21 protein-coding genes and 1 other annotated feature are annotated in these 23,399 nt (G+C 51.0%); all 21 genes read right to left on the reverse strand.

The window, feature by feature from the left end:
* Positions 1-2: 2 nt before the first annotated feature.
* The 21 genes from V4U88_RS23850 to V4U88_RS23950 all read right to left on the reverse strand — a co-directional run bounded on the left by V4U88_RS23850 (position 3) and on the right by V4U88_RS23950 (position 23,394).
* Positions 3-1,535 carry a DUF4127 family protein gene (locus tag V4U88_RS23850; protein WP_334075708.1) on the reverse strand — a complete coding sequence of 511 codons (1,533 nt, stop codon included), beginning with the start codon at positions 1,533-1,535 and terminating at the stop codon, positions 3-5.
* 39 nt (positions 1,536-1,574) lie between these two features.
* The gene (locus V4U88_RS23855) at positions 1,575-2,420 is read right to left on the reverse strand and encodes a carbohydrate ABC transporter permease (protein ID WP_334075709.1); all 846 of its coding nucleotides are present in this window, start codon (positions 2,418-2,420) and stop codon (positions 1,575-1,577) included.
* Entirely contained in the window at positions 2,420-3,301 is an 882-nt protein-coding gene (locus V4U88_RS23860) for a carbohydrate ABC transporter permease (protein ID WP_334075710.1), read from the reverse strand. Before V4U88_RS23860 ends, V4U88_RS23855 begins: the two co-directional genes overlap by 1 nt.
* 44 nt (positions 3,302-3,345) lie before the next feature.
* Positions 3,346-4,614 carry an ABC transporter substrate-binding protein gene (locus V4U88_RS23865; protein WP_334075711.1) on the reverse strand — a complete coding sequence of 423 codons (1,269 nt, stop codon included), beginning with the start codon at positions 4,612-4,614 and terminating at the stop codon, positions 3,346-3,348.
* A 253-nt stretch (positions 4,615-4,867) separates the two neighbouring features.
* Positions 4,868-6,058: an elongation factor Tu gene (gene tuf / locus V4U88_RS23870; RefSeq protein ID WP_334075712.1), complete on the reverse strand. Its 1,191-nt coding sequence runs from the start codon at positions 6,056-6,058 to the stop codon at positions 4,868-4,870.
* Positions 6,059-6,160: 102 nt separating this feature from the next.
* On the reverse strand, positions 6,161-8,239 hold the full coding sequence (gene fusA, locus V4U88_RS23875) for an elongation factor G (RefSeq protein ID WP_334075713.1): 2,079 nt from the start codon (positions 8,237-8,239) through the stop codon (positions 6,161-6,163).
* A 48-nt stretch (positions 8,240-8,287) separates the two neighbouring features.
* Positions 8,288-8,758 carry a 30S ribosomal protein S7 gene (gene rpsG / locus V4U88_RS23880; RefSeq protein WP_044482526.1) on the reverse strand — a complete coding sequence of 157 codons (471 nt, stop codon included), beginning with the start codon at positions 8,756-8,758 and terminating at the stop codon, positions 8,288-8,290.
* Between the two features lie 62 nt (positions 8,759-8,820).
* The gene (rpsL, locus tag V4U88_RS23885) at positions 8,821-9,243 is read right to left on the reverse strand and encodes a 30S ribosomal protein S12 (protein WP_018753998.1); all 423 of its coding nucleotides are present in this window, start codon (positions 9,241-9,243) and stop codon (positions 8,821-8,823) included.
* 139 nt (positions 9,244-9,382) lie between these two features.
* Entirely contained in the window at positions 9,383-9,634 is a 252-nt protein-coding gene (locus V4U88_RS23890; RefSeq protein ID WP_148458026.1) for a ribosomal L7Ae/L30e/S12e/Gadd45 family protein, read from the reverse strand.
* 203 nt (positions 9,635-9,837) lie between these two features.
* The gene (gene rpoC, locus V4U88_RS23895; RefSeq protein WP_334075714.1) at positions 9,838-13,452 is read right to left on the reverse strand and encodes a DNA-directed RNA polymerase subunit beta'; all 3,615 of its coding nucleotides are present in this window, start codon (positions 13,450-13,452) and stop codon (positions 9,838-9,840) included.
* A gap of 89 nt (positions 13,453-13,541) precedes the next feature.
* The gene (gene rpoB, locus V4U88_RS23900; protein WP_334075715.1) at positions 13,542-17,087 is read right to left on the reverse strand and encodes a DNA-directed RNA polymerase subunit beta; all 3,546 of its coding nucleotides are present in this window, start codon (positions 17,085-17,087) and stop codon (positions 13,542-13,544) included.
* 331 nt (positions 17,088-17,418) lie between these two features.
* Positions 17,419-18,015: a class I SAM-dependent methyltransferase gene (locus V4U88_RS23905; RefSeq protein ID WP_334075716.1), complete on the reverse strand. Its 597-nt coding sequence runs from the start codon at positions 18,013-18,015 to the stop codon at positions 17,419-17,421.
* A 194-nt stretch (positions 18,016-18,209) separates the two neighbouring features.
* Positions 18,210-18,575, reverse strand: a complete 366-nt coding sequence (gene rplL, locus V4U88_RS23910) for a 50S ribosomal protein L7/L12 (RefSeq protein ID WP_334075717.1) — start codon at positions 18,573-18,575, stop codon at positions 18,210-18,212.
* A gap of 57 nt (positions 18,576-18,632) precedes the next feature.
* Positions 18,633-19,142 carry a 50S ribosomal protein L10 gene (gene rplJ / locus V4U88_RS23915; RefSeq protein WP_334075718.1) on the reverse strand — a complete coding sequence of 170 codons (510 nt, stop codon included), beginning with the start codon at positions 19,140-19,142 and terminating at the stop codon, positions 18,633-18,635.
* Between the two features lie 37 nt (positions 19,143-19,179).
* Positions 19,180-19,332, reverse strand: a sequence feature (ribosomal protein L10 leader region).
* Positions 19,333-19,415: 83 nt separating this feature from the next.
* Positions 19,416-20,108: a 50S ribosomal protein L1 gene (gene rplA, locus V4U88_RS23920; protein ID WP_334075719.1), complete on the reverse strand. Its 693-nt coding sequence runs from the start codon at positions 20,106-20,108 to the stop codon at positions 19,416-19,418.
* A 167-nt stretch (positions 20,109-20,275) separates the two neighbouring features.
* Positions 20,276-20,701: a 50S ribosomal protein L11 gene (gene rplK, locus V4U88_RS23925; RefSeq protein ID WP_148458019.1), complete on the reverse strand. Its 426-nt coding sequence runs from the start codon at positions 20,699-20,701 to the stop codon at positions 20,276-20,278.
* Between the two features lie 70 nt (positions 20,702-20,771).
* Positions 20,772-21,305, reverse strand: a complete 534-nt coding sequence (nusG, locus tag V4U88_RS23930; protein ID WP_044482538.1) for a transcription termination/antitermination protein NusG — start codon at positions 21,303-21,305, stop codon at positions 20,772-20,774.
* 23 nt (positions 21,306-21,328) lie between these two features.
* Positions 21,329-21,520, reverse strand: a complete 192-nt coding sequence (gene secE, locus V4U88_RS23935; RefSeq protein ID WP_148458018.1) for a preprotein translocase subunit SecE — start codon at positions 21,518-21,520, stop codon at positions 21,329-21,331.
* 21 nt (positions 21,521-21,541) lie between these two features.
* Positions 21,542-21,691: a 50S ribosomal protein L33 gene (gene rpmG / locus V4U88_RS23940; RefSeq protein WP_071784256.1), complete on the reverse strand. Its 150-nt coding sequence runs from the start codon at positions 21,689-21,691 to the stop codon at positions 21,542-21,544.
* Positions 21,692-22,060: 369 nt separating this feature from the next.
* The gene (gene sigH, locus V4U88_RS23945) at positions 22,061-22,711 is read right to left on the reverse strand and encodes an RNA polymerase sporulation sigma factor SigH (protein ID WP_334075720.1); all 651 of its coding nucleotides are present in this window, start codon (positions 22,709-22,711) and stop codon (positions 22,061-22,063) included.
* Between the two features lie 161 nt (positions 22,712-22,872).
* Entirely contained in the window at positions 22,873-23,394 is a 522-nt protein-coding gene (locus tag V4U88_RS23950) for an NYN domain-containing protein (RefSeq protein WP_334075721.1), read from the reverse strand.
* Positions 23,395-23,399: the final 5 nt, after the last annotated feature.

The following is a 23,399-nucleotide window of genomic DNA, read 5'->3' on the forward strand; positions in this document are numbered from 1 at the left end:
CCTTAACTCCTTTCGGATGGCATCAAGTGCGTGCGGAGGCCTACCTCAAACATACGGCTCCACGGCATATAGACATCATCGATCACAATCCGATAAGCGTCGTCATTCAAATACCGGTCCACAAAACGGTTAAGCTCTTCCCGGATAATGCAGGAAACCTTCCCTCTCTGACCGTCAATCGAAAAATAGTCCATCCCCAGCTCCGGCAGCCGATTCTCTTTCACATGTTGTCTCACATAAGAGCAATAACCGGCGTCCTCGGTATATCTTAACGACAAAAAATCCAGATGCTCGGGCGTTTCGCCATATAAGTGAAACATCATCCCCTGAGCAATGCAGGTACCGAGCGTATTCGAACTGGTATTCCAACCCGCATAGCCCGCCAAGCGGAATAGCAGTCCTTTCTCGCGAAGCAGCCGAATCAATTGCAGATCCGAACCGTTGGCATAGGCGACATCGGCCACGATGCAAGGCTTGCGGGCTCGGCTGATCAAATAGTCGGCGCTTTCCACCAGTTCCACGAGGTTACGGTGCATCGGAACGTCCGCTCCCGGTTGGTGCTGCAATACGCTTTCCATCATGGTTTCTCCCGGAGAGTTAACCAGCAGCACCAGATCTGCCTCGGTCACAGAGGAGCAGAGCAGCCCCCCGGCAGCCAGAACCTGATACTTGACGCTCTCGAACAAGACGCGGTCCTCATAGAGCGGAATGACAAACGGTCCTTGCGCACTGGAGAACCTCGGGTAGATCTGCGGGCTGCACTGCCTGAACCGGTTCACCATTCGGGCGAGCAGGGTGCAGCCAACTTCATCGGCTCCCGGATACATATATACCTTCAAGCCTGCTCCCAAGCTCTCCATGTCCCTCCGGATCTCCAGTTGGTCCATCGTCGTCCAGCCGTAAGGGGCGGAGTCGTCTTGGGGAATGATCAGGAAATCGAGCATCCCTTCTTTCGCCAGCTCAACGGCCAACCGGTTCACCCGAACATTCGCGGCCCGCCGCCGCAAATAATCGTTCAGCACCGCTTCCGGCAATCGGAAGTTAATCTCCTCCAGTTCCTTTGTTTCCTCCTCGGTGGCAAGGCCCAGCTTCGCCCGATGGGTTATATAGCCCAACCTGAAAATATCCCGGCCCCACACCCCATAGTAGTCCGGCTCCTCATCGCTGCTGGAGTATTGAGGGCAGCGCATAACCAGATTGAGCGCATATAGCGTCAGCCCGGGACAGGCTGCTTTTAGTTCATGGACCCGCTGCAACCTTGCCCGGCATTCCTCATCGGTTAAATCATGAAGCCGGGAAGGAATGATCCCCCCATAGACCAGCGTATCGAGCGAAACGATCGCTCCGACAGCTCCTTTTGCCTCCTCCAGCAGCCATGTCCATATCCGCTCTGTATCCGCGGGAGACTTTTTGTTCCCCATCATTTCCGGAGGAGGCGTCACTACGCTAAACTCCGTAGCGGCAGCCAAAGCCTTGGGGAAATAGGCATTGCAAGGGCGCTCGTCTAATGGAATATAAACGATTTTCGTCGTCACTTTTTACCAGCTCCTGTCCGATCTCGTTAATTCCTAACCTTATCCTTTAATCGCTCCGGAGATCCCTTCGATGTAATAACGTTGGGTAAACAAAAAGACCAGGATGATCGGCAGGACCGAGATCATTGTACCCGCGGCGATCCAACCGAAATTGTAGGCAAATTGCCCGTTTAAATAGGTTAACGCAGCAGCCAGCGGATATTTCGACGGGTCATTCAGCACCACGATCGGCCATAAAAAATTGTTCCAGAAAGCCATCATCTCAAGCAGCGCGATGACTGCGAGCCCCGGTTTAACCAGCGGGAGGATCAACTGCCAGAAAATTCGAAATTCCGAAGCTCCGTCCATCTTTCCGGAATCCCGCATATCCGCCGGTACCGATAGGAACGTCTGCCGCATCAGAAAAATGTTGAACACGGACACCGCAGCCGGCAAAACCACTCCTATATAAGAATTGCTCAGCCGGAAAGCCTGAATGGTTAAGTAATGTACGATAATTGCCGTAGCGGAAGGAATAATCATAGTGGAAACCAGCAAGCCGAACACCAGATTTTTGCCCTTAAACCGCAACGCCGCGAGAGGGTAAGCCGTCATGCTCGATAGAATCAGGTTGGCCGCAATGCCGAGCGCGGTGATGATCACCGTGTTCCCGATGTATTTCGGGAAATCCATGAACCGCCAAACTTCTGTGTAATTTCTAAAATCCACAAAGGTCGGAAAGATGGCGGGCGGCATCGAGAATACATTTTTGCCGGGCATCACCGAAACGCTAAGCAGCCATAGAAAAGGCCCCATCATAAATAAAGCCAAAGCGAGGAGCAGAGTATAAATAATGAGATAACGCATCCCGGCGACCAACGCTTTAACGCTCTTCTTCGCATTCATCAGTAAGGATTGACGCCCCCTTTCCTGTTGATATAGAAGATTAAAACGCTCAGCAATCCGACGGCAAGACTAACAATCAGTCCCAGCGCGGTTGCGTAGCCGAAATTAAACTGCTCCAGGCCTTTTTGAAAAATGTAGACGCTGGAAGTAAGGGTCGCTGTACCGGGCCCCCCCTTCGTCAAAATATAGACCTCATCGAATACCCGGATGGCGGACATGAGAGAAATCAACGTGCAGAAAAGTATGTGCGGCTTCAAGAGGGGCAGGGTAATTTTATAAATCATCCTGGCCCTTCCGGCTCCGTCCACCCGGGCTGCCTCATAAAGCTCGTCGGGTATTCCTTGCAAGCCGGCCAGATACAGGATCATATAGTATCCGAGACCCTTCCACATCGTAATGAACATTAGTACATACAATGCCGTACTGCTGTCGGACAGCCAGGAGATTTGCTCGCTGATGATGCGGGTCTTGATCAGAAAATAATTAACGACCCCGTTATTGCTGAGCAACCAGCTCCAGATCAGAGCCACGGCCACCATGGAAGTCACGACAGGAATATAAAAAGCCGTTCGAAAAGCCTTGACCCCCGGAATCCGGCTGTTTACCAGGACGGCCATGAGAATCGATAAAATTTGAATCACCGGAACGATCATCACATACAGGAGCGAGTTCCATAAGGAAACAAGGAAGTTACGGTCACGCAGCGCCTCGGTAAAGTTGCTTAGTCCAATGAAGTGGGTGTCCGAAATGACGGAGTAATCGGTCAATGATAGCGGTATACCATAGAGGATTGGCCAAAAAACAAAGACTATGACGATGAGTAGGCCCGGCGTCATAAAAGCCCATGCTGTAAATGACTCCGAGCGGGTCCATTTCTTCATCCTTTTCCCTCCTGCCTGCCGGACTTGATGTAGTGTTGTTTACGCTACTTGCTCAGAATATCGTTGACTTCCTTTTCCACCGAATCCAGCGTCTTCTTCACGTCCTGCTGATTCAGCAAAATATTCTGAAGCCCTCTCGCCAATGCGGAGTTGATATCCGAAGCACTTGGCACGCCAACCATGAAGTCCATGGCTTTATCCAGACTTTGCGCGGAGGTGATTTTGGCCTCTGCTTCCAGCGAATTGTCCGACTCGGTGAAGAAGGGATCCCGTATGGACGCCTTGGTGGAAGGTAATGTATTGGCCTGCTTGGAAAAGGCTGTTTGATTGTCCGCATTGGTCACGAATAGGGCGAAATCCACAGCGGCTTCCGCATGAGCCGAAGCTTTGGGGACCACAACGTTCATGGAGTTGGAAAGCCGTAAATCCGCCTTCCCCGTAGGCAGCGGAACAGCTATCGTATTCTTGTATACTTCCGGTGCCGAGGTTTTCAAAAAATTGATAAAGGTGGGGCCGGCCAGTTCAAACGCAACCTGCTCGCCGGAATAATATTGGATTTGCTTATCGAACTTGGCGTCATCCTTCATTATCACTCCTTCCTCAATCAGTTGCTGGAGGCCTGCGATCATGGCCTCCGCCTCGGGAGTATTAAAGGCGGCTGCCGTCTTGTCTTCGTTCAAAAGCGGGATACCTTCGAGGGAGAATAGCTTGGAAATAAACTGGATGGCGTAGCCGCCTTTGCCTGTTTTCTCCTTGATTTGCCTGGCCCAATCGGCCAACTCTTCACGGGTCTTGGGAGGATTGGCGGGATCTAGCCCAGCCGCTTTGACCAGCTTCGTGTTCATGAACAAGACTTCGGTTCCCGTATACCAAGGCAAGGCGTATGCTTTGCCATCCACGACAGTCGAGTTGTAAATTCCAGCGAAATAAGCCCCCTTTGCTTCCGCTGAAATGTAATCCTCGAAGTTGACAAGGGCCCCTTTGCTTCCGATTTGGCTGGCGAATTCCGTGTTGAGGTTCACGACATCAGGACTTTTTTTGCTTGCGATGCTGGTCAGCAGCTTTTGAGAAATCGTATCGTAGGGATAATCCTGCCAAATAATTTTTACATTAGGATGTTCCTGTTCATAGCGGTTAATCAAGTCATTAAAAAAATCATTAAATGTGGGCTGCAGCGCGATTGTCCAGAATTGCAGCGTAACCTGCTCCTTGCTGTCCGTCTTGTTATTTGTCTCCGAGCTTGCAATATTGTTGACTGGACCCGAATTTGCGGACTTGGTTCCTCCGCACGCCCCCATCAAAACTAGAAGCATGAGTGCAATTAAGATTAAGCTAAAACGCCGAGCGGTCTTTTTCGCCATACACAACATCCTTTCCCTATGAAGTGGACCCCCGAACGGAGGACATCAGTGGTTACCGCATTAGTAGAATATTATGGAGATAATATCCACATTATTAATTGATTATGGAGAATATTTTCTGCAAGCGGATATCTACCCCCGGTTTTCGGACAAAAAAAAGCTGCCTCCCATAGGGAGACAGCTTCTTGAGGCTGAATCAGCCTTATTATTTGCTGATAGTAACAACAGCGCCGGATCCAACTGTACGTCCACCTTCACGGATGGAGAAGCGAGTTCCTTCTTCGATCGCGATTGGGTTGATCAGTTGAACGGTAACTTCGATGTTGTCGCCAGGCATAACCATTTCAGTACCTTCTGGCAGGTTGATAACACCTGTTACGTCAGTTGTACGGAAATAGAATTGAGGACGGTAGCCCGTGAAGAAAGGCTTATGACGTCCACCTTCTTCTTTAGTCAATACGTATACTTGAGCGGAGAACTCAGTATGCGGATTAACGGAAGCCGGCTTAGCCAATACTTGGCCGCGCTCGATTTCTTTACGGTCAACACCACGGAGCAATGCACCGATGTTGTCGCCCGCTTCAGCGGAATCCAGCAATTTACGGAACATTTCAACGCCCGTAACAACGGATTTCTTAGTTTCTTCGCGGATACCCACGATTTCGATTTCGTCTCCGACTTTAACCGTACCGCGTTCTACACGACCTGTAGCAACCGTACCACGGCCAGTGATCGAGAATACGTCCTCGACAGGCATCAGGAACGGTTTGTCCACTGGACGCTCTGGAAGCGGAATGTATTCATCGATGATTTCGAACATTTCAACGATTTTCTTAGCCCAGTCGCCTTCAGGGTTTTGAAGAGCTTCACGAGCGGAACCTTGGATGATTGGAGTGTCATCACCAGGGAATTCGTATTCGTTAAGCAGGTCGCGAACTTCCATTTCAACGAGTTCGATCAGTTCGGCATCTTCAACCATATCGCATTTGTTCAAGAATACGACGATGTAAGGAACGCCTACGTTACGGGACAACAGGATGTGCTCGCGAGTTTGCGGCATTGGGCCGTCAGCTGCGGATACAACCAGGATCGCGCCGTCCATTTGAGCTGCGCCGGTGATCATGTTTTTAACATAGTCGGCGTGCCCTGGGCAGTCAACGTGTGCGTAGTGGCGGTTGTTTGTTTCATACTCAACGTGTGCCGTCGAGATTGTGATACCGCGTTCGCGTTCTTCTGGAGCTTTGTCGATTTGGTCGAATGCTACAGCAGCACCGCCATATGTTTTGGACAATACAGTCGTGATGGCTGCAGTCAGAGTTGTTTTACCATGGTCGACGTGACCGATTGTACCGATGTTAACATGCGGTTTTGTACGTTCGTATTTAGCCTTTGCCATTTTAAACATTTCCTCCTTAAAATATGGATTGTTATGTTGGACTAACCAGGGAGCCCGTTCCCTTTCAGGCTCAAGGAGTTCCCCGGCTAGCAGGTACTGAATTTATTCTCCGCCTTTATTTTTGGACACGATTTCTTCGGCGATGGTTCTTGGAACTTCTTCATAGTGGGAGAGTTCCATCGAGAACACGCCGCGTCCTTGTGTACCGGAGCGAAGTGTTGTCGAGTAACCGAACATTTCGGAGAGAGGCACTTTCGCACGGATAATTTGCGCACCACCACGGGAATCCATACCTTCGATCCGTCCGCGGCGGGAGTTCAGCATACCCATAACGTCGCCCATGTACTCTTCAGGAACCGTTACTTCGACTTTCATGATTGGCTCGAGCAGAACAGCTTGACATTTGTCTTTAGCTGCCTTCAAAGCCATGGAACCGGCGATTTTAAACGCCATTTCACTGGAGTCGACGTCATGATAAGAACCGTCAACGATGGTTGCTTTAACGTCTACCAACGGGAAGCCCGCAAGGACACCATTCTTCATGGCTTCTTCAATACCTTGCTGAGCAGGCCCGATGTATTCTCTCGGAACGGAACCGCCGACGACCTTGCTGTCGAACTGGTTGCCGCTGCCTGGCTCCAGAGGTTCGAACTCAACCCATACGTGACCGTATTGACCACGACCACCGGATTGGCGAACGAATTTACCTTCTACGCGAGCCGGAGCTTTGAACGTTTCACGATAAGCAACTTGCGGCTTACCAACATTCGTCTCTACTTTGAATTCACGGCGCATACGGTCAATGATGATATCCAGGTGAAGCTCACCCATACCCGCAAGGATCGTTTGGCCAGTTTCTTCATTTGTATGAGCGCGAAGCGTAGGGTCTTCTTCCGTCAATTTACCGAGAGCAACGCCCATCTTGTCTTGGTCGGCCTTGGTTTTAGGCTCAACCGCGATTTCGATAACCGGATCAGGGAAGTTCATCGACTCGAGAATAACCGGGTTCTTCTCATCACACAGTGTATCACCTGTGCCCGTATCTTTCAAACCTACGGCAGCCGCGATATCCCCTGCATAAACTTCAGTGATTTCTTGACGGCTGTTCGCATGCATTTGCAGGATGCGTCCGATCCGTTCGCGTTTGCCTTTCGTTGCATTCAACACGTAAGAACCGGATTGCAAAACACCGGAGTATACGCGGAAGAACGTCAGCTTACCTACGTACGGGTCAGTCATGATTTTAAAGGCCAATGCCGCAAACGGCTCTTCGTCGGAAGAATGGCGTTCAACTTCGCTGCCGTCTTCCAGGTGACCTTGGATGCTCGGTACGTCAACCGGTGCAGGCAGGTAGTCGATAACAGCGTCCAGCATCAACTGAACCCCTTTGTTGCGGTAAGAAGAACCGCAGATAACCGGGAAGATTTTCACTTCGCAAACGCCTCTGCGCAGTGCGGCCTTCAGTTCTTCAACGGTGATTTCCTCGCCTTCGAGGTATTTCATCGTCAATTCTTCGTCCAGCTCGGCAACCTTCTCGATCAATTCCGCGCGGAGTTCCTCTACCTTATCGGCGAGATCCGCAGGAACTTCGGCTTCTTCGATGTTTTGACCCAAATCGTCTTTGTACATGAAGGCTTTCTTCTCGATAATGTCGATGATCCCGACAAAATCATTTTCCGCACCGATCGGCAGTTGGATAGCAACTGCGTTCGCTTGCAGACGATCGCGCATATCACTAACAACGTTCAGGTAGTCCGCACCGATGATATCCATTTTGTTTACATAAGCGATCCGAGGAACGCCATAACGGTCAGCCTGTCTCCAAACGGTTTCAGATTGTGGCTCAACGCCTTCTTTCGCACTGAAAACGCCTACTGCCCCGTCCAATACACGCAGGGAGCGTTCAACTTCAACAGTGAAGTCAACGTGTCCCGGGGTATCGATGATATTAACGCGGTGGCCCTTCCATTGAGCGGTCGTAGCAGCGGACGTAATCGTGATACCGCGCTCTTGCTCTTGTTCCATCCAGTCCATCGTAGCAGCACCTTCGTGAACTTCCCCGATTTTGTGCGTACGGCCTGTGTAGAACAAGATACGTTCCGTCGTGGTCGTTTTACCGGCGTCAATATGCGCCATGATCCCGATATTACGTGTATTTTTCAAGGAGAACTCTCTTGCCATGAATCTGTCTCCCTTCAAAATAGAAAGTTTATTAGATTAAACCGGATCCTACCAGCGGTAGTGTGCGAACGCTTTGTTCGCTTCGGCCATTTTGTGCGTATCTTCGCGTTTCTTCACGGAAGCGCCTGTGTTGTTCGATGCGTCGATAATCTCGGCAGCCAAACGTTCTTCCATCGTCTTCTCGCCGCGGTTGCGGGAGTAGTTTACGAGCCAACGTAATCCCAAGGATGTACGTCTTTCCGGTTTAACTTCGATAGGTACCTGGTAGTTGGCACCGCCGACACGGCGAGCTTTAACTTCCAGTACAGGCATGATGTTCTTCAGCGCGGCTTCAAACACTTCCATTGGGTCATTCCCCGTACGTTCTTGGATGAGGTTGAACGCGTTGTACAGAATGCTCTGAGCAACGCCGCGTTTACCGTCGAGCATGATGCGGTTGATCAGACGAGTAACGAGCTTGCTGTTATACACCGGATCTGGCAACACGTCTCTCTTTGTAACTGGACCTTTGCGTGGCATAGTTATCCCCCTTTCAGTATTAATCCAAACCTAGCGGTTCATTAAGTCACCTTGCGGTCAACTTAGGATTTTTTAGCTTTTGGACGCTTAGCGCCGTATTTCGAACGAGCTTGCATGCGGTTGTTCACACCAGCTGTGTCCAAGGCTCCGCGTACGATGTGATAACGTACACCCGGAAGGTCCTTAACCCGGCCGCCGCGAATCAAAACCACACTGTGCTCTTGCAGGTTGTGACCGATCCCTGGAATGTACGCCGTTACCTCTACGCGGTTCGTCAAGCGAACACGAGCATATTTACGAAGTGCGGAGTTCGGTTTCTTAGGAGTCATAGTACCCACACGAGTGCAGACACCGCGTTTTTGCGGAGAGCTCAAATCCGTTGCCTCACGCTTCAGGGCGTTGAAACCTCTTTGCAGTGCTGGCGATTTCGATTTGTACACTTTGTCTTGACGTCCTTTACGGACGAGTTGGTTAATTGTTGGCATGTTAGTTGCCACCCCCTTCCTCAAATTTTCCAAGCTTCTTACAAACCTTTTTTTAAGCCCACAGACCCAGGCGGTTCATAAAAGAACAAATGAAAAGTTTTTGCCGAAAGCTTCCCTTCAACAAAAACATTCCTATCAACTATTGTCTTACGATCGCAGCCATTGCCGCTCCGACATCAATCCCGCAAGCTTTGCCGAGATTGACCATCGTATCCACCATCGTTACCTTGACGGAACGTTGGTTGCACAGCGCAATGATCTTCGAAGTAAGGCGCGGATCTGCATCTTCAGCTACGTAAACCTCATCGGCTCGTCCCAATTCCACCATTCGCATGGTTTGCTTGGTGCCGATCTTGACATGAGCGTCCTGTAAACCTTTATCATTAGACATATCTACGTCCTCCAAAGAAACAGGGATATCCGTACTCACGCACTTTGATATATTAGCATTCCGAGTAGATGATGTCAAGCGATTGTTTTGAAGCTTGGAATAAATTATTCATATAACCGTTACAACCAACTGGCGGTAAAAGAAAGCAGCAGCGGTCTGCGCTCGAGCCAAAACCCGAACCGCCACCCGCTGCTGCATAACTTCTATTCTACAGATACCGGCTCCAGACTTTCTTCCGCGGTATCTTCGCCTTCCGGCTCTTCGAATTGAACGCTGCGGTAACGGTTCATGCCTGTACCCGCAGGGATCAATTTACCGATAATGACGTTCTCTTTCAGGCCGAGGAGTTTATCCACTTTGCCTTTGATCGCGGCATCGGTAAGCACCCGTGTCGTCTCCTGGAAGGAGGCGGCGGACAGGAAGGAATCCGTTTCGAGCGATGCCTTGGTGATCCCGAGCAGGACCGGTTTGGCCACGGCCGGCTCTTTGCCGGACAGGATCGCATCCTTGTTCGCAACTTCATATTCGTGCAGGTCAACGAAGGAACCCGGCAAGAGCGGCGTATCTCCGGCATCGACGATGCGAATCTTACGCAACATTTGTCTCACCATAACTTCGATGTGCTTGTCGTTGATTTCTACGCCCTGGTTCCGGTAAACGCGCTGAACTTCCTGAAGGATATAGTTCTGCACGCCGCGTATCCCCTTGATGCGCAAAATTTCTTTCGGGTCGATGGAACCGTCCGTGAGCTCGTCGCCCGCTTCGATTTCCTGCCCTTCGCTTACGCGCAGGCGGGAACCATAGGTAACGGAGTACACTTTCGTTTCCGCTTCGCCTTGTACCTCGATTTCGCGGCGGTCCTTGGCTTCGCGGATTTCCTTGATGACGCCGTCGATTTCACTGATCGTGGCTTGACCTTTCGGGTTCCGGGCTTCAAAGAGCTCCTGAATCCGCGGCAAACCTTGGGTGATATCGTCACCGGCTACGCCCCCGGTATGGAACGTACGCATGGTGAGCTGGGTTCCCGGTTCACCGATCGATTGCGCGGCGATAATGCCGACCGCTTCCCCGATTTCAACGTGCTTGCCTGTCGCCAAGTTGCGGCCGTAGCATTTTTTACATACGCCATGGCGGGCGCGGCAGCTCAGCACGGAACGGATTTGCAGCTTCTCGACACCGGCGTTGACGATTTCATGCGCCTTGTCGGAATCGATCAACTCGTTGCGGTGAATGATAATCTCACCCGTTTGCGGATGTTTGACGGTCTCAAACGAGTAACGTCCTTCAATCCGGTCATACAGGCCTTCGATGACCTCTTTGCCGTCCTGAATAACGCTGACCATGAAGCCTTTATCCGTACCGCAATCTTCCTCGCGAACGATAACGTCCTGGGCCACGTCGACCAGACGGCGGGTCAGGTAACCCGAGTCCGCGGTCCGGAGGGCGGTATCCGCCAGCCCCTTCCGCGCACCGTGCGTCGAAAGGAAGTACTCGAGGACTGTAAGGCCTTCGCGGAAGTTCGATTTGATCGGGAGTTCGATGATCCGACCCGACGGGTTGGCCATCAGCCCCCGCATACCGCCCAGCTGGGTAATCTGCGATTTATTACCCCGGGCTTTGGAGTCAACCATGAGCATGATGGAGTTGTAACGGTCCATCGACTTCATGAGCACATCGGTAATCCGGTCCTTCGCTTTGGACCAGATCTCGATAACGCGGTCATAGCGTTCTTCGTTAGTAATCAGACCGCGGCGGTATTGCGTCGTAATCACTTGTACCTTCTCATCGGATTCCTTCAGAATCGCCTGTTTCTCATCAGGTACGATAACGTCGGCCACAGCGATACTTACGCCCGCACGGGTCGAATAGGTAAACCCGGTTTGCTTGATCCGGTCAAGGATAACCGAAGTTTCGGTCGTATGATAGATCTCGAAGCAGCGGCCGATAATTTCGCCGAGGTATTCTTTACCTACGCCGCCCGCTTGCTTCGCCGCAAAAATTCGCTCTTTGATATCGGCGCCTTTTTCATAAATGAAGTAGTCTTCCGGCGTGCCTTGGAACAGGTTCGCTCTGGAAGGCTCATTAATGTAAGGGAAGCTTGCCGGGAAAATATCATTGAAGATAATCTTCCCTACCGTCGTGATGAGCAGCGCTTCTTGCTGTTTCTCGGTGAAGCTGGTCTTGCCGAGCGCTTTGACCGGAATCGCCACGCGGGCATGCAGAGCGGCCGTACCGCGTTGGTAAGCGGAGAAGGCCTCGTTGACCGAACCGAGAATCATGCCGGCACCTTTGGCTTCCTTGTTGTCCATCGTCAGGTAGTAAGATCCGAGGACCATATCCTGCGAAGGCGTTACAACCGGCTTGCCGTCTTTCGGGTTCAGGATGTTGCCGGAGGCCAGCATCAAGATGCGGGCTTCGGCCTGGGCCTCCGCCGACAACGGCACGTGCACGGCCATTTGGTCACCGTCAAAGTCGGCGTTGTACGCCGTACATACGAGCGGGTGAAGCCGGATCGCGCGGCCTTCCACGAGGATCGGCTCGAACGCTTGGATTCCGAGTCTGTGAAGCGTAGGGGCACGGTTCAGCAGAACCGGGTGCTCCTTAATCACTTCTTCGAGGACATCCCATACTTCCGGACTAACGCGTTCCACTTTCCGTTTCGCGCTCTTGATGTTGTGAGCCAGACCTTTGTTCACGAGCTCTTTCATCACGAACGGCTTGAACAGTTCCAGCGCCATTTCTTTCGGCAAACCGCATTGGTACATCTTCAGGTAAGGACCTACGACGATAACGGAACGACCGGAATAGTCAACCCGTTTTCCGAGGAGGTTCTGCCGGAAGCGGCCCTGTTTCCCTTTCAGCATGTGGCTGAGCGATTTCAATGGGCGGTTCCCCGGCCCGGTAACCGGACGGCCGCGGCGGCCGTTATCGATCAGAGCGTCAACGGCTTCTTGAAGCATCCGCTTCTCGTTTTGTACGATGATGTCCGGCGCGCCCAGATCAAGCAGGCGCTTCAGACGGTTGTTCCGGTTGATGACGCGGCGGTACAGATCGTTCAAGTCGGAGGTCGCAAAGCGGCCGCCGTCCAGCTGTACCATCGGACGAAGCTCCGGCGGAATGACCGGAAGCACGTCGAGAATCATCCATTCCGGCTCGTTGCCGGAACTTTTGAACGCCTCGATAACTTCCAGGCGCTTGATCGCACGGTTACGGCGTTGGCCTTGGGCCGTGCGCAGCTCTTCTTTCAAGAATTCCAGCTCTTTGTCGATATCGAGATCCTGAAGCAACTTCTTCACCGCTTCGGCACCCATGCCGGCTTGGAAGCCGTAGCCGTATTTCTCGCGGTAGCTGCGGTATTCTTTCTCGGACAGGAGCTGCTTTTTCTCCAGCGGAGTTTCCCCCGGATCCGTAACTACATAAGATGCAAAATAAATAATCTCTTCCAACGAACGCGGCGACATGTCGAGCGCCAGCCCCATCCGGCTTGGAATCCCTTTGAAATACCAAATGTGGGAAACCGGTGCGGCCAGTTCGATATGCCCCATCCGTTCGCGGCGCACTTTGGCTCTCGTCACTTCGACGCCGCAGCGGTCGCAGACAACGCCTTTGTAACGAACGCGTTTATACTTACCGCAATGACATTCCCAGTCTTTGGTCGGACCGAAGATTTTCTCGCAAAACAGCCCTTCCTTTTCCGGTTTCAGCGTACGGTAGTTGATCGTTTCCGGTTTCTTCACTTCTCCGCGGGACCAAGAACGAATTTTATCCGGGGAAGCGAGCCCGATTTTCATATACTCGAAGTTGTTGACGTCCAACAAGGAGCATCCCTCCTTAACCAAGTCCTGATATTGACATTTTCCGGCTATACATCATCTCTGGGCGGCGGCGAACCCGCCGCCAGGGATGCTTATTCCACTCCGACTTCCGCGCCTTCCAGGTTCAGACTCAGTTTGTCCCCGGACGCATCGTCTTCGTCGTCGATTTCCTTCATCTCGATCTCTTCTTCGTTCTCGGTGAGGATCTTTACGTCCATCCCCAAGCTTTGAAGCTCCTTGATCAAGACTTTAAACGACTCCGGCACACCAGGTTCTGGCACGTTCTCGCCCTTGACGATGGATTCGTAGGTTTTCACCCGGCCGACCACATCGTCCGACTTGACGGTCAAAATCTCTTGCAGCGTATAGGCGGCGCCGTAAGCTTCGAGCGCCCAAACTTCCATTTCCCCGAAACGCTGTCCGCCGAACTGCGCTTTACCGCCGAGAGGCTGCTGCGTAACGAGCGAGTAAGGACCCGTGGAACGGGCATGGATTTTATCGTCAACCATGTGCGCCAGCTTGATCATATGCATGACGCCGACGGTGACTTCACGTTCGAACTGTTCGCCAGTTCTACCGTCGTACAGGATGGTTTTACCGTTGCGTTGCATGCCGGCCTCTTCCATCGTGTCGAAAACGTCGTACTCGTTCGCACCGTCGAATACCGGCGTCGCCACGTGGATACCGAGCTTCAGCGCGGCCATACCCAGGTGGATTTCCAGCACCTGACCGATGTTCATCCGCGAAGGAACGCCGAGCGGGTTCAATACGACTTGAACAGGCGTGCCATCCGGCATGAACGGCATATCTTCTTCCGGTAAAATACGGGCCACGACCCCTTTATTACCGTGACGTCCGGCCATCTTGTCGCCTTCAGATATTTTACGTTTTTGGGCAATATATACCCGAACGAGTTGATTTACGCCCGGCGGCAATTCGTCGCCGTTCTCGCGGGTAAAGACCTTCACGTCCACGACGATCCCGTCAGTACCGTGAGGCACGCGCAGCGAAGTATCGCGCACTTCGCGTGCTTTCTCCCCGAAGATCGCATGAAGGAGCCGCTCTTCCGCAGTCAATTCGGTGACGCCCTTCGGCGTTACCTTACCGACAAGGATGTCCCCTGCGCCGATTTCCGCACCGACACGGATAATGCCGCGCTCGTCAAGATTGCGGAGCGCCTCTTCCCCGACGTTCGGAATATCGCGGGTAATTTCTTCCGGCCCGAGCTTCGTATCGCGGGCTTCGGATTCATATTCCTCGATGTGAATCGAAGTATAAACATCCTCTTTCACGAGCTTTTCGCTAAGAAGGATCGCATCCTCGTAGTTATAGCCTTCCCAAGTCATGAACGCAACGACCACGTTGCGGCCAAGCGCCAATTCGCCCATTTCGGTGGACGGCCCGTCCGCGAGGATATCGCCCTTCTTGATGATATCGCCGCGTTTCACAATCGGACGCTGGTTGATGCATGTTCCTTGGTTCGAACGCATAAATTTGTGTAATTTATATTTAACAAGATCGCCCTTCACTTCCTTGCCGTCCACCGTCTCGATCCGGCGAAGCCAGATTTCGTTGGCGGCCGACCGCTCGATAACCCCGTCGTATTTCGAAACGATACATACGCCGGAGTCTTTGGCCGATTTATGCTCCATCCCGGTCCCGACGAGCGGAGCCTTAGGAATCAGAAGCGGAACCGCCTGACGCTGCATGTTCGAACCCATCAGGGCACGGTTGGAGTCATCGTTTTCCAGGAACGGAATCAACGCGGTAGCGACGGATACCACCTGTTTTGGCGATACGTCCATGTAGTCAACACGATCGCTCGGCATCGTCAAAATGTTGTCGGACTGCTTATTGTAACGAACGATAACATTCGCGTCGCGGAACGTATTGTCCTCATTGAGGACCGCGTTCGCCTGGGCGATGATGTAGTTATCTTCCTCGTCCGCGGTCAGATAAGCGATTTGATCGGTAACTTTGCTGGTGTTCGGATCGACCCAACGATAAGGCGCTTCGATGAAGCCATATTCGTTGATCCGTGCGAACGTCGACAAGGAGTTGATCAAACCGATGTTCGGACCTTCCGGCGTCTCGATCGGACACATCCGGCCATAGTGGGAGTGATGGACGTCACGCACTTCAAAGCCCGCGCGTTCCCGCGTCAAACCACCAGGTCCGAGTGCGGACAGACGGCGTTTATGCGTAAGTTCCGCAAGCGGGTTTGTTTGGTCCATGAACTGGGACAACTGGGAGCTGCCGAAGAACTCTTTAATCGAAGCGATCACGGGACGAATATTGATCAAAGCCTGCGGCGTGATCACGTTCGCATCCTGAATCGACATTCTCTCGCGCACAACACGTTCCATCCGGGACAAACCGATACGGAACTGGTTCTGCAGTAATTCGCCTACGGAACGCAGTCTGCGGTTACCCAAGTGGTCGATATCGTCCGTGCTGCCGATGCCGTGGAGCAGGTTCAGGAAGTAGCTGATCGACGAGATAATATCGGCAGGCGTAATATGCTTCACCGATTTATCGATGTTGCGGTTCGCGATCACCTTCACCACTTTGCCGTCCTCGATCGGCGAGAAGATATCGATCGTTTGCAGCGGCACGTCGTTGGCATCCAAAACGCCGCCGGCGACATGGTAGTTTTTAAATCCTATCGAGTTCTCCAGGTACGGAAGAATTTGATCCAACAGACGACGGTCTACCATTTGGCCGGCTTCGGCGATAATTTCACCGGTATTCGTGTCGATCAAAGATTCCGCCAGACGCTGGTTGAACAGACGGTTCTTGATGTGCAGCTTCTTGTTGATTTTATAACGTCCGACATTAGCCAGATCATAGCGCTTCGGATCAAAGAAGCGGGCTACCAGCAAGCTCTTGGCGTTTTCAAGCGTCGGCGGCTCGCCCGGACGAAGACGCTCGTAGATCTCGATGAGGGCCTTTTCCGTAGAATCCGTGTTATCCTTATCAAGCGTGTTGCGAATATATTCATCGTTCCCGAGAAGATCCAGAATCTCGGCATCCGTGCCGAAACCGAGCGCGCGAAGCAGCACGGTCACAGGAATTTTACGGGTACGGTCGATCCGAACGTAGATAATGTCCTTCGCATCCGTCTCCAATTCCAGCCATGCGCCACGGTTCGGAATCACAGTAGCGGTATAGGTCTTCTTACCGTTCTTATCTACTTTAGTGCTGAAATAGACGCTAGGAGAGCGAACCAACTGGCTGACAATAACCCGTTCCGCACCATTAATAATGAAGGTGCCGGTTTCCGTCATCAGCGGGAAATCCCCCATGAAAACTTCCTGCTCTTTGACTTCGCCGGTTTCTTTATTAATGAGCCGGACTTTTACCCGAAGCGGCGCAGCATACGTGACATCGCGTTCCTTCGCGTCGTCTACCGTATACTTCGGTTCCCCGAGACTGTAATCGATAAATTCCAACACCAGATTTCCGGTGAAATCCTGAATCGGCGAAATATCTTGGAACATCTCCCGAAGGCCTTCTTCCAAGAACCAATCATAGGATTTCTGTTGGATTTCGATCAGGTTCGGAACTTCGAGTACCTCGTTAATTCGTGCATAACTTCGCCGAGTGCGTCGACCATATTGAACAAGATGTCCTGCCAACTTATACTCACCCCTCATGTCTACTCACTTAAAAATTTATTGCGAACCCGTGTTTGTGCCCTTATAATAGGACCATACGGATTCATCTACACAAATAAAGAAAAGCCCTTATCGAATGCTTTCGAAAAAAGAGCATCATTATCCGTGCCATTTCCAGCCTGATGTCCCCCGTATTCAGTAGATTTACCCGAAATGTACATATTATACGTGAAGCGATGTGATTTTATACATCGCCTGCGTAAAACATTCTATTCCGTTAAGCAAAGCCACAGAGGGCATCCTAATACTGACATTTTATAATAATAACACAACGGACTCTGCAAGTCAAACCCTATTTTGCCGCCTTGTAGATGCGGTAACCCTTATCCTTCGTAACTTCCTCCACCTGACGAAACAATGTCTCGAGCTTCTGCTTTGCCGACGGCGCCCCTTGCTTCTTCTGAATTACAATCCACAATTCGCCACCATCCCTTAATCTTGCAAATGCTCCTTCAAAAATAGCATGGACCGTTTCCTTTCCTGCCCGAATCGGTGGATTGGTCAATACCACATCGAATTCCCGTTCACCCAGCGCCGCAAACAAATCGCTTTGCAGCACGGTAACGTTGGCAATCCGGTTCGCCGCCGCATTCTCCCGTGCCAATTCCACGGCCCTGCTGTTGACGTCGATCATCGTGACATGGCCCTGACTCGCCAGTCTGGCTGCCGCCAGCCCGATCGGTCCGTAACCGCAACCAACATCCAGCACTTCGGCCTGCTCCGGTATATCCATCGCTTCAATTAACGTGCGGCTCCCGAAATCAACGCCTCCTTTGGCAAAAACACCGGCATCGCTCGTAAAGCGAAAGGAATGTCCGCGCAACGTAGTATCCCACGTTTTTCGGTTATGTGCCGCAGTAGGTTCATTCGTGTAATAGTGATCAGGCATCGTCCAAGAACTACCTCCGTTAAACGCTATTAAAATGCTTTTGAGACTGGGGATCCCTTGCAATCTATCTCAAATCCGGATCCGTGAGCAAAAGAGCACCAGGCCCAAAAACTAAAACTTCATTCGACTTGCCCCAGGGTTAAAAGAAACCCCTTGAATCATATTCAAGGGGTTTGCTTTTTAAAGAAAAGTGATTACTTCACTTCTACAGTTGCGCCTGCTTCTTCCAATTTTGCTTTGACGGAATCGGCTTCTTCTTTGCCTACTTTTTCTTTCAACGGTTTTGGTGCGTTGTCAACCAGGTCTTTGGCTTCTTTCAAGCCGAGGCCAGTGATTTCACGAACCACTTTGATAACGTTGATTTTGGATGCGCCTGCGTTAGTCAGGATTACGTCGAATTCAGTTTGCTCAGCCGCTTCAGTTGCGCCGCCGCCGCCACCAGCTACAACTACAGGAGCTGCAGCAGTTACGCCGAATTCTTCTTCAATTGCTTTAACCAGGTCGTTCAGTTCAAGAACGGTCATGCCTTTAATTGCTTCCAAGATTTGTTCTTTACTCATGATAGAACCTCCATTATTTGAATTTTATTGTTTTAAATGACCTCTTTGAAGAAAGTCTTACGCGCTTGCGCTGCCTTCTTCTTTCTCTGCAACGGCTTTGACAGCCAAAGCAAAGTTGCGAACCGGAGCTTGAAGCACGCTGAGGAGCATCGAAAGGAGACCTTCGCGGGAAGGAAGATCCGCCAGCGCTTTGATTTGGTCCACGCCTACAACGCGACCTTCAACCACGCCACCTTTTACTTTCAACGCTTCGTTCTTCTTCGCGAAATCGCTCAGAATTTTAGCTGGAGCTACTGCATCTTCCGTACTGAACGCGATTGCCGTAGGACCCGTCAATACTTCGTCCAGTTCAGTCAGTTCAGCAGCCGCCGTAGCACGACGAACGAGCGTGTTCTTCAGCACTTGGAACTCGATACCAGCTTCACGAAGCTGTTTGCGCAATTCCGTAACTTGTGCAACGTTCAGACCGCGATAGTCCGCTACTACAGTTGTCGCGCTTTCGCGCAATTTCGCAGTTACGGCATCAACGGCTTCTTGTTTTGCTTGAATCACTTTTGCGTTTGCCAACCTGTACACCTCCTGATAGATTTACTCGGCTCTCTTCATATCCATGAAAAAAGCCTCCGTAGAATCACGAAGGCCTGATGAATCATCAACTACAGAAAAACTGCAGTACACTGATATTCTATCACAACACCTCGGTAGGAAATTAAGCCTCTTTGGCACCTACTGTCTACGGTAAGCATATTCGAATTTTATTGTTCGCTGAGGAAACAACTCGTTTAGTTTACCAGGAGATCAACTTCAAGTCAATCTCTTTTCCCGTCGTAGCGAGCGGTATTATCTGTAAACGGCTGTATTCACGCGAGCGCTAGGGCCCATCGTCGAAGAAATCGCGATGTTCTTCAAGTATACCCCTTTGGCAGCAGCCGGTTTAGCCCGGTTCAATGCGTCGACGAGAGCTTTCAGGTTCTCGTTCAACTGCTCGGCAGTAAAGGAAACCTTGCCGATCGGCGCATGGATTTGACCTGCTTTATCCAGACGGTACTCGATTTTACCCGCTTTGATTTCTTGAACGGCCTTGGCTACGTCAAACGTAACCGTACCTGCTTTAGGGTTAGGCATGAGGCCTTTACCGCCGAGCAGACGACCCAATTTACCAACTTCGCTCATCATGTCCGGAGTCGCTACGCAGACGTCGAACTCGAACCAACCCTGTTGGATTTTGTTGATCATATCTTGATCGCCGACGTAGTCAGCACCGGCAGCTTCCGCTTCCTTAGCTTTTTCGCCTTTGGCGAATACCAGAACGCGTTGTGTTTTACCCGTGCCATGAGGCAGGACAACGACACCGCGAACGGCTTGGTCTTGTTTACGAGGGTCAACGCCCAAACGAACTGCAGCTTCAACGGTTTCGTCGAATTTCGCAGTCGCTGCCTTCTTCACCAGTTCAACGGCTTCGGAAGGCTCATATGTCGCTTCGCTGTCGATCAGCTTAGCGGCTTCCAGGTATTTCTTACCGTGTTTAGCCATGAAATTGTTCCTCCTTTGTGGTATTAGCGGAATATCCTCCCACTGGTCTTTAATTAACTTGTTCGCTAAGCGAATAACAAATTAATTAAAGGCAACTTCCGTTGCAAATGTCTTGATGTTTTTCTAGGATGTTCTGCAACTACTTCATTGCTTGTACGCCCCAAGAATTAGTCTTGGATCGTGATGCCCATGCTGCGGGCTGTACCTTCGACCATACGCATTGCCGATTCAACGGAAGCCGCGTTCAGGTCAGGCATTTTTTGCTCCGCGATTTGACGAACGACGTCGCGCTTCACGGTAGCCACTTTCTTCTTGTTCGGTTCGCCGGAACCCTTCTCGATCTTCGCAGCAACGCGAAGCAGAACGGCTGCCGGAGGAGTTTTGGTGATGAAAGTAAAAGAACGGTCTTCAAACACCGAAAGTTCAACCGGAATGATCAAACCTGCTTGATCGGCAGTACGAGCGTTGAATTCTTTACAGAATGCCATGATGTTGACACCCGCTTGACCCAAAGCCGGACCTACCGGAGGCGCAGGATTCGCTTTCCCTGCAGGAATTTGCAGTTTTACCACTTTGATAACCTTTTTCGCCATGTAAAACACCTCCTTGCCCTAATGGTGGTAGACGGAGCTTGGCTCCTCCCACATAGAAACCCTAAGAAACCTATATCTTTTCCACCTGAGTGTAGTCCAACTCAAGCGGGGTTTCTCGTCCAAACATGTTGACGTGAACCTTAAGCTTGCTTTTGTCGACCAGAATCTCTTCAATCGACCCGACAAAATTGGCAAACGGACCAACCTTGATGCGTACGGATTCTTTCAGATCGAACTCGATAACTGGCTTCGGTTCTTCCATGCCCATATGCTGCAAAATCTGTTCCACTTCTTCAGGGAGCAGAGGCGTAGGCTTGGATCCCGAACCCGTAGAGCCGACAAATCCGGTGACGCCCGGTGTGTTGCGAACAACATACCAAGAATCGTCGGTCTGGATCATCTCAACCAAGACATATCCCGGGTAAACTTTGCGCATGACGGTTTTCTTCTTGCCGTCTTTGTTCACCACTTCTTCTTCCATCGGAACAAGAACCCGAAATATCTTGTCTTCCATGCCCATGGACTCGACACGCTTCTCCAAATTGGCTTTGACTTTGTTCTCATACCCGGAATAGGTATGAACTACATACCATCTCTTCTCCATATCAAGCCACCTATGGACCCTTCTTAAATTATCGCTTCGATCACAGCAGAGATGCCGATATCAAGAACCCAAAAATAAATCGCGACAGCCACAATTGTACCCAGCACAATCAGCGTATAATTGGTCAGCTCTTTACGATTAGGCCAGCGAACCTTTTTAAGCTCAGCCCAGCTTTCAGAGAAAAAAGAGAACAACGACTTGAAACTACGTTTCATCCGCGACTACACCTCCAAAGACTATCTGGTTTCGCGATGAGGAACTTGCTCGTTACAAAACTTGCAAAATTTCTTCATCTCCATGCGGTCGGGGTGGTTACGCTTGTTTTTCGTTGTCGTGTAGTTTCTTTGTTTGCAATTCGTACAAGCCAACGTAATAATTACCCGCATGATGTGCACCTCCCGAAGACATTTCTTTTATGAGAAAGTCTCATGAATTGACCTGAAATTCAAAAAAGCGCAAATTTAGGCCTACCTAAAACACTTTATCACATGCCAATACCCGTGTCAACGAGCCAAACAAGCTTCCGACATCGTAAAATTGAGGTAATTCGCCGAGGGCCCCGAGTCAAAAATGGATCGCCAGGAAAGTGCTGGAATCGAATGCGTACTTGTTCCAGTATTGCTCAACTTCTCGGAGGATAAACTTCCTTCCCGTTACAAATGAAAGAGTTCCTCAATAAAAGCAAAAAAGGACGACCTTAAGTCCTCGTCCCTTGTTTCCGCGGAATAGCTTATAAAAAGATAAAGATAATGATTTCAAATTCCACCGTCACGCACTTCTAGATAACGTTCAAGCTTCCGTTTCACTCGCTGCAGCGCATTATCAATAGATTTGACGTGCCGCTTCAGATCGACCGCGATCTCCTGATACGAACGTCCGTCCAGATAAAGCATCAGCACCTTACGTTCCAGATCGCTTAGAATCTCGGACATTTTGTCTTCGAGACCGGTAAATTCCTCCTGGTTGATAATGAGCTCTTCGGGATCGCAAACCCGGGAACCGCAGATGACATCCAGCAGCGTTCGGTCGGAATCCTCATCATAAATCGGCTTGTCCAAAGAAACGTAGGAGTTCAGCGGAATATGCTTCTGCCGCGTCGCCGTCTTGATCGCTGTAATAATCTGCCGTGTGATGCAGAGCTCGGCGAATGCCTTGAACGAAGCCAGCTTGTCTCCCCGAAAATCCCGGATTGATTTATAAAGACCGATCATGCCTTCCTGGATAATATCCTCACGGTCAGCACCAATCAGGAAATAGGATCTAGCTTTGGCACGCACAAAACTGCGGTACTTGTTGATCAAGTACTCCAGAGCTTCACTGTCGCCGTTACGCACGGCTTCGACAATGTCTTCGTCATTCAGAACCTCATAGTCGAATCTAACCCATGTCTCGAGGTTGACACTCACCACAAATCCCTCCGGCTGCAACGCACGGTGCCCCGTCACTCAGTCAAGTAATACGAACAGTATATATGATGCCGCACATGAGCGTCAACAAAAAAAGTACCAAAAGATGTAAAGTCGAACTTTGTCAAGGGCATTTAGGAGGAATCCGACAGATTTCTCGCCTATTCCCTTCGCCATCTTTCGAACATCTGGCGCAGCTCGGGGCTTAATTTTCCATCCAGCGTGTTGCGGGCGGTATTGCTGCTGCGCTCCGTCAATTTCGTCTGAATCTCTTTCTCGCTTTGTTCGACCTGTGTCAATAGTTCCCTGGCCGAAATTCGTAGAGCCCCCTGCCCAAAAATCACGTGCTGCTCCACCATATCGCTAGTGGCCACATAAATTTGCCGGCGCCGGTGCCAAAGCTCACCCACCAGCCGCTCGATGCATTCGTCCGCCGTCTCCTTCTCTTTGGTGTAATAGATATCGATTTTGTATTGAGCGAACGATTTTCCGAGGCCGGGTACCCGGTAGGCATCGAAAACCACAATCACCTTTCTCCCCGAAAAGGCCTGGTAATCGGCGAGCCTCGCCAGCAGGCGGTTTCTGGCCTCCTCCAAATCATTTTTGGACAAAGCGGCCAGCTCCGTCCACCCGCCGATCATGTTGTACCCGTCCACCAGAAGAACGTCGCGCATATCGCGCATAAATG

This window comes from Paenibacillus sp. A14 (genome assembly GCF_036864815.1).
Lineage (GTDB): Bacteria > Bacillota > Bacilli > Paenibacillales > Paenibacillaceae > Fontibacillus > Fontibacillus sanfengchensis.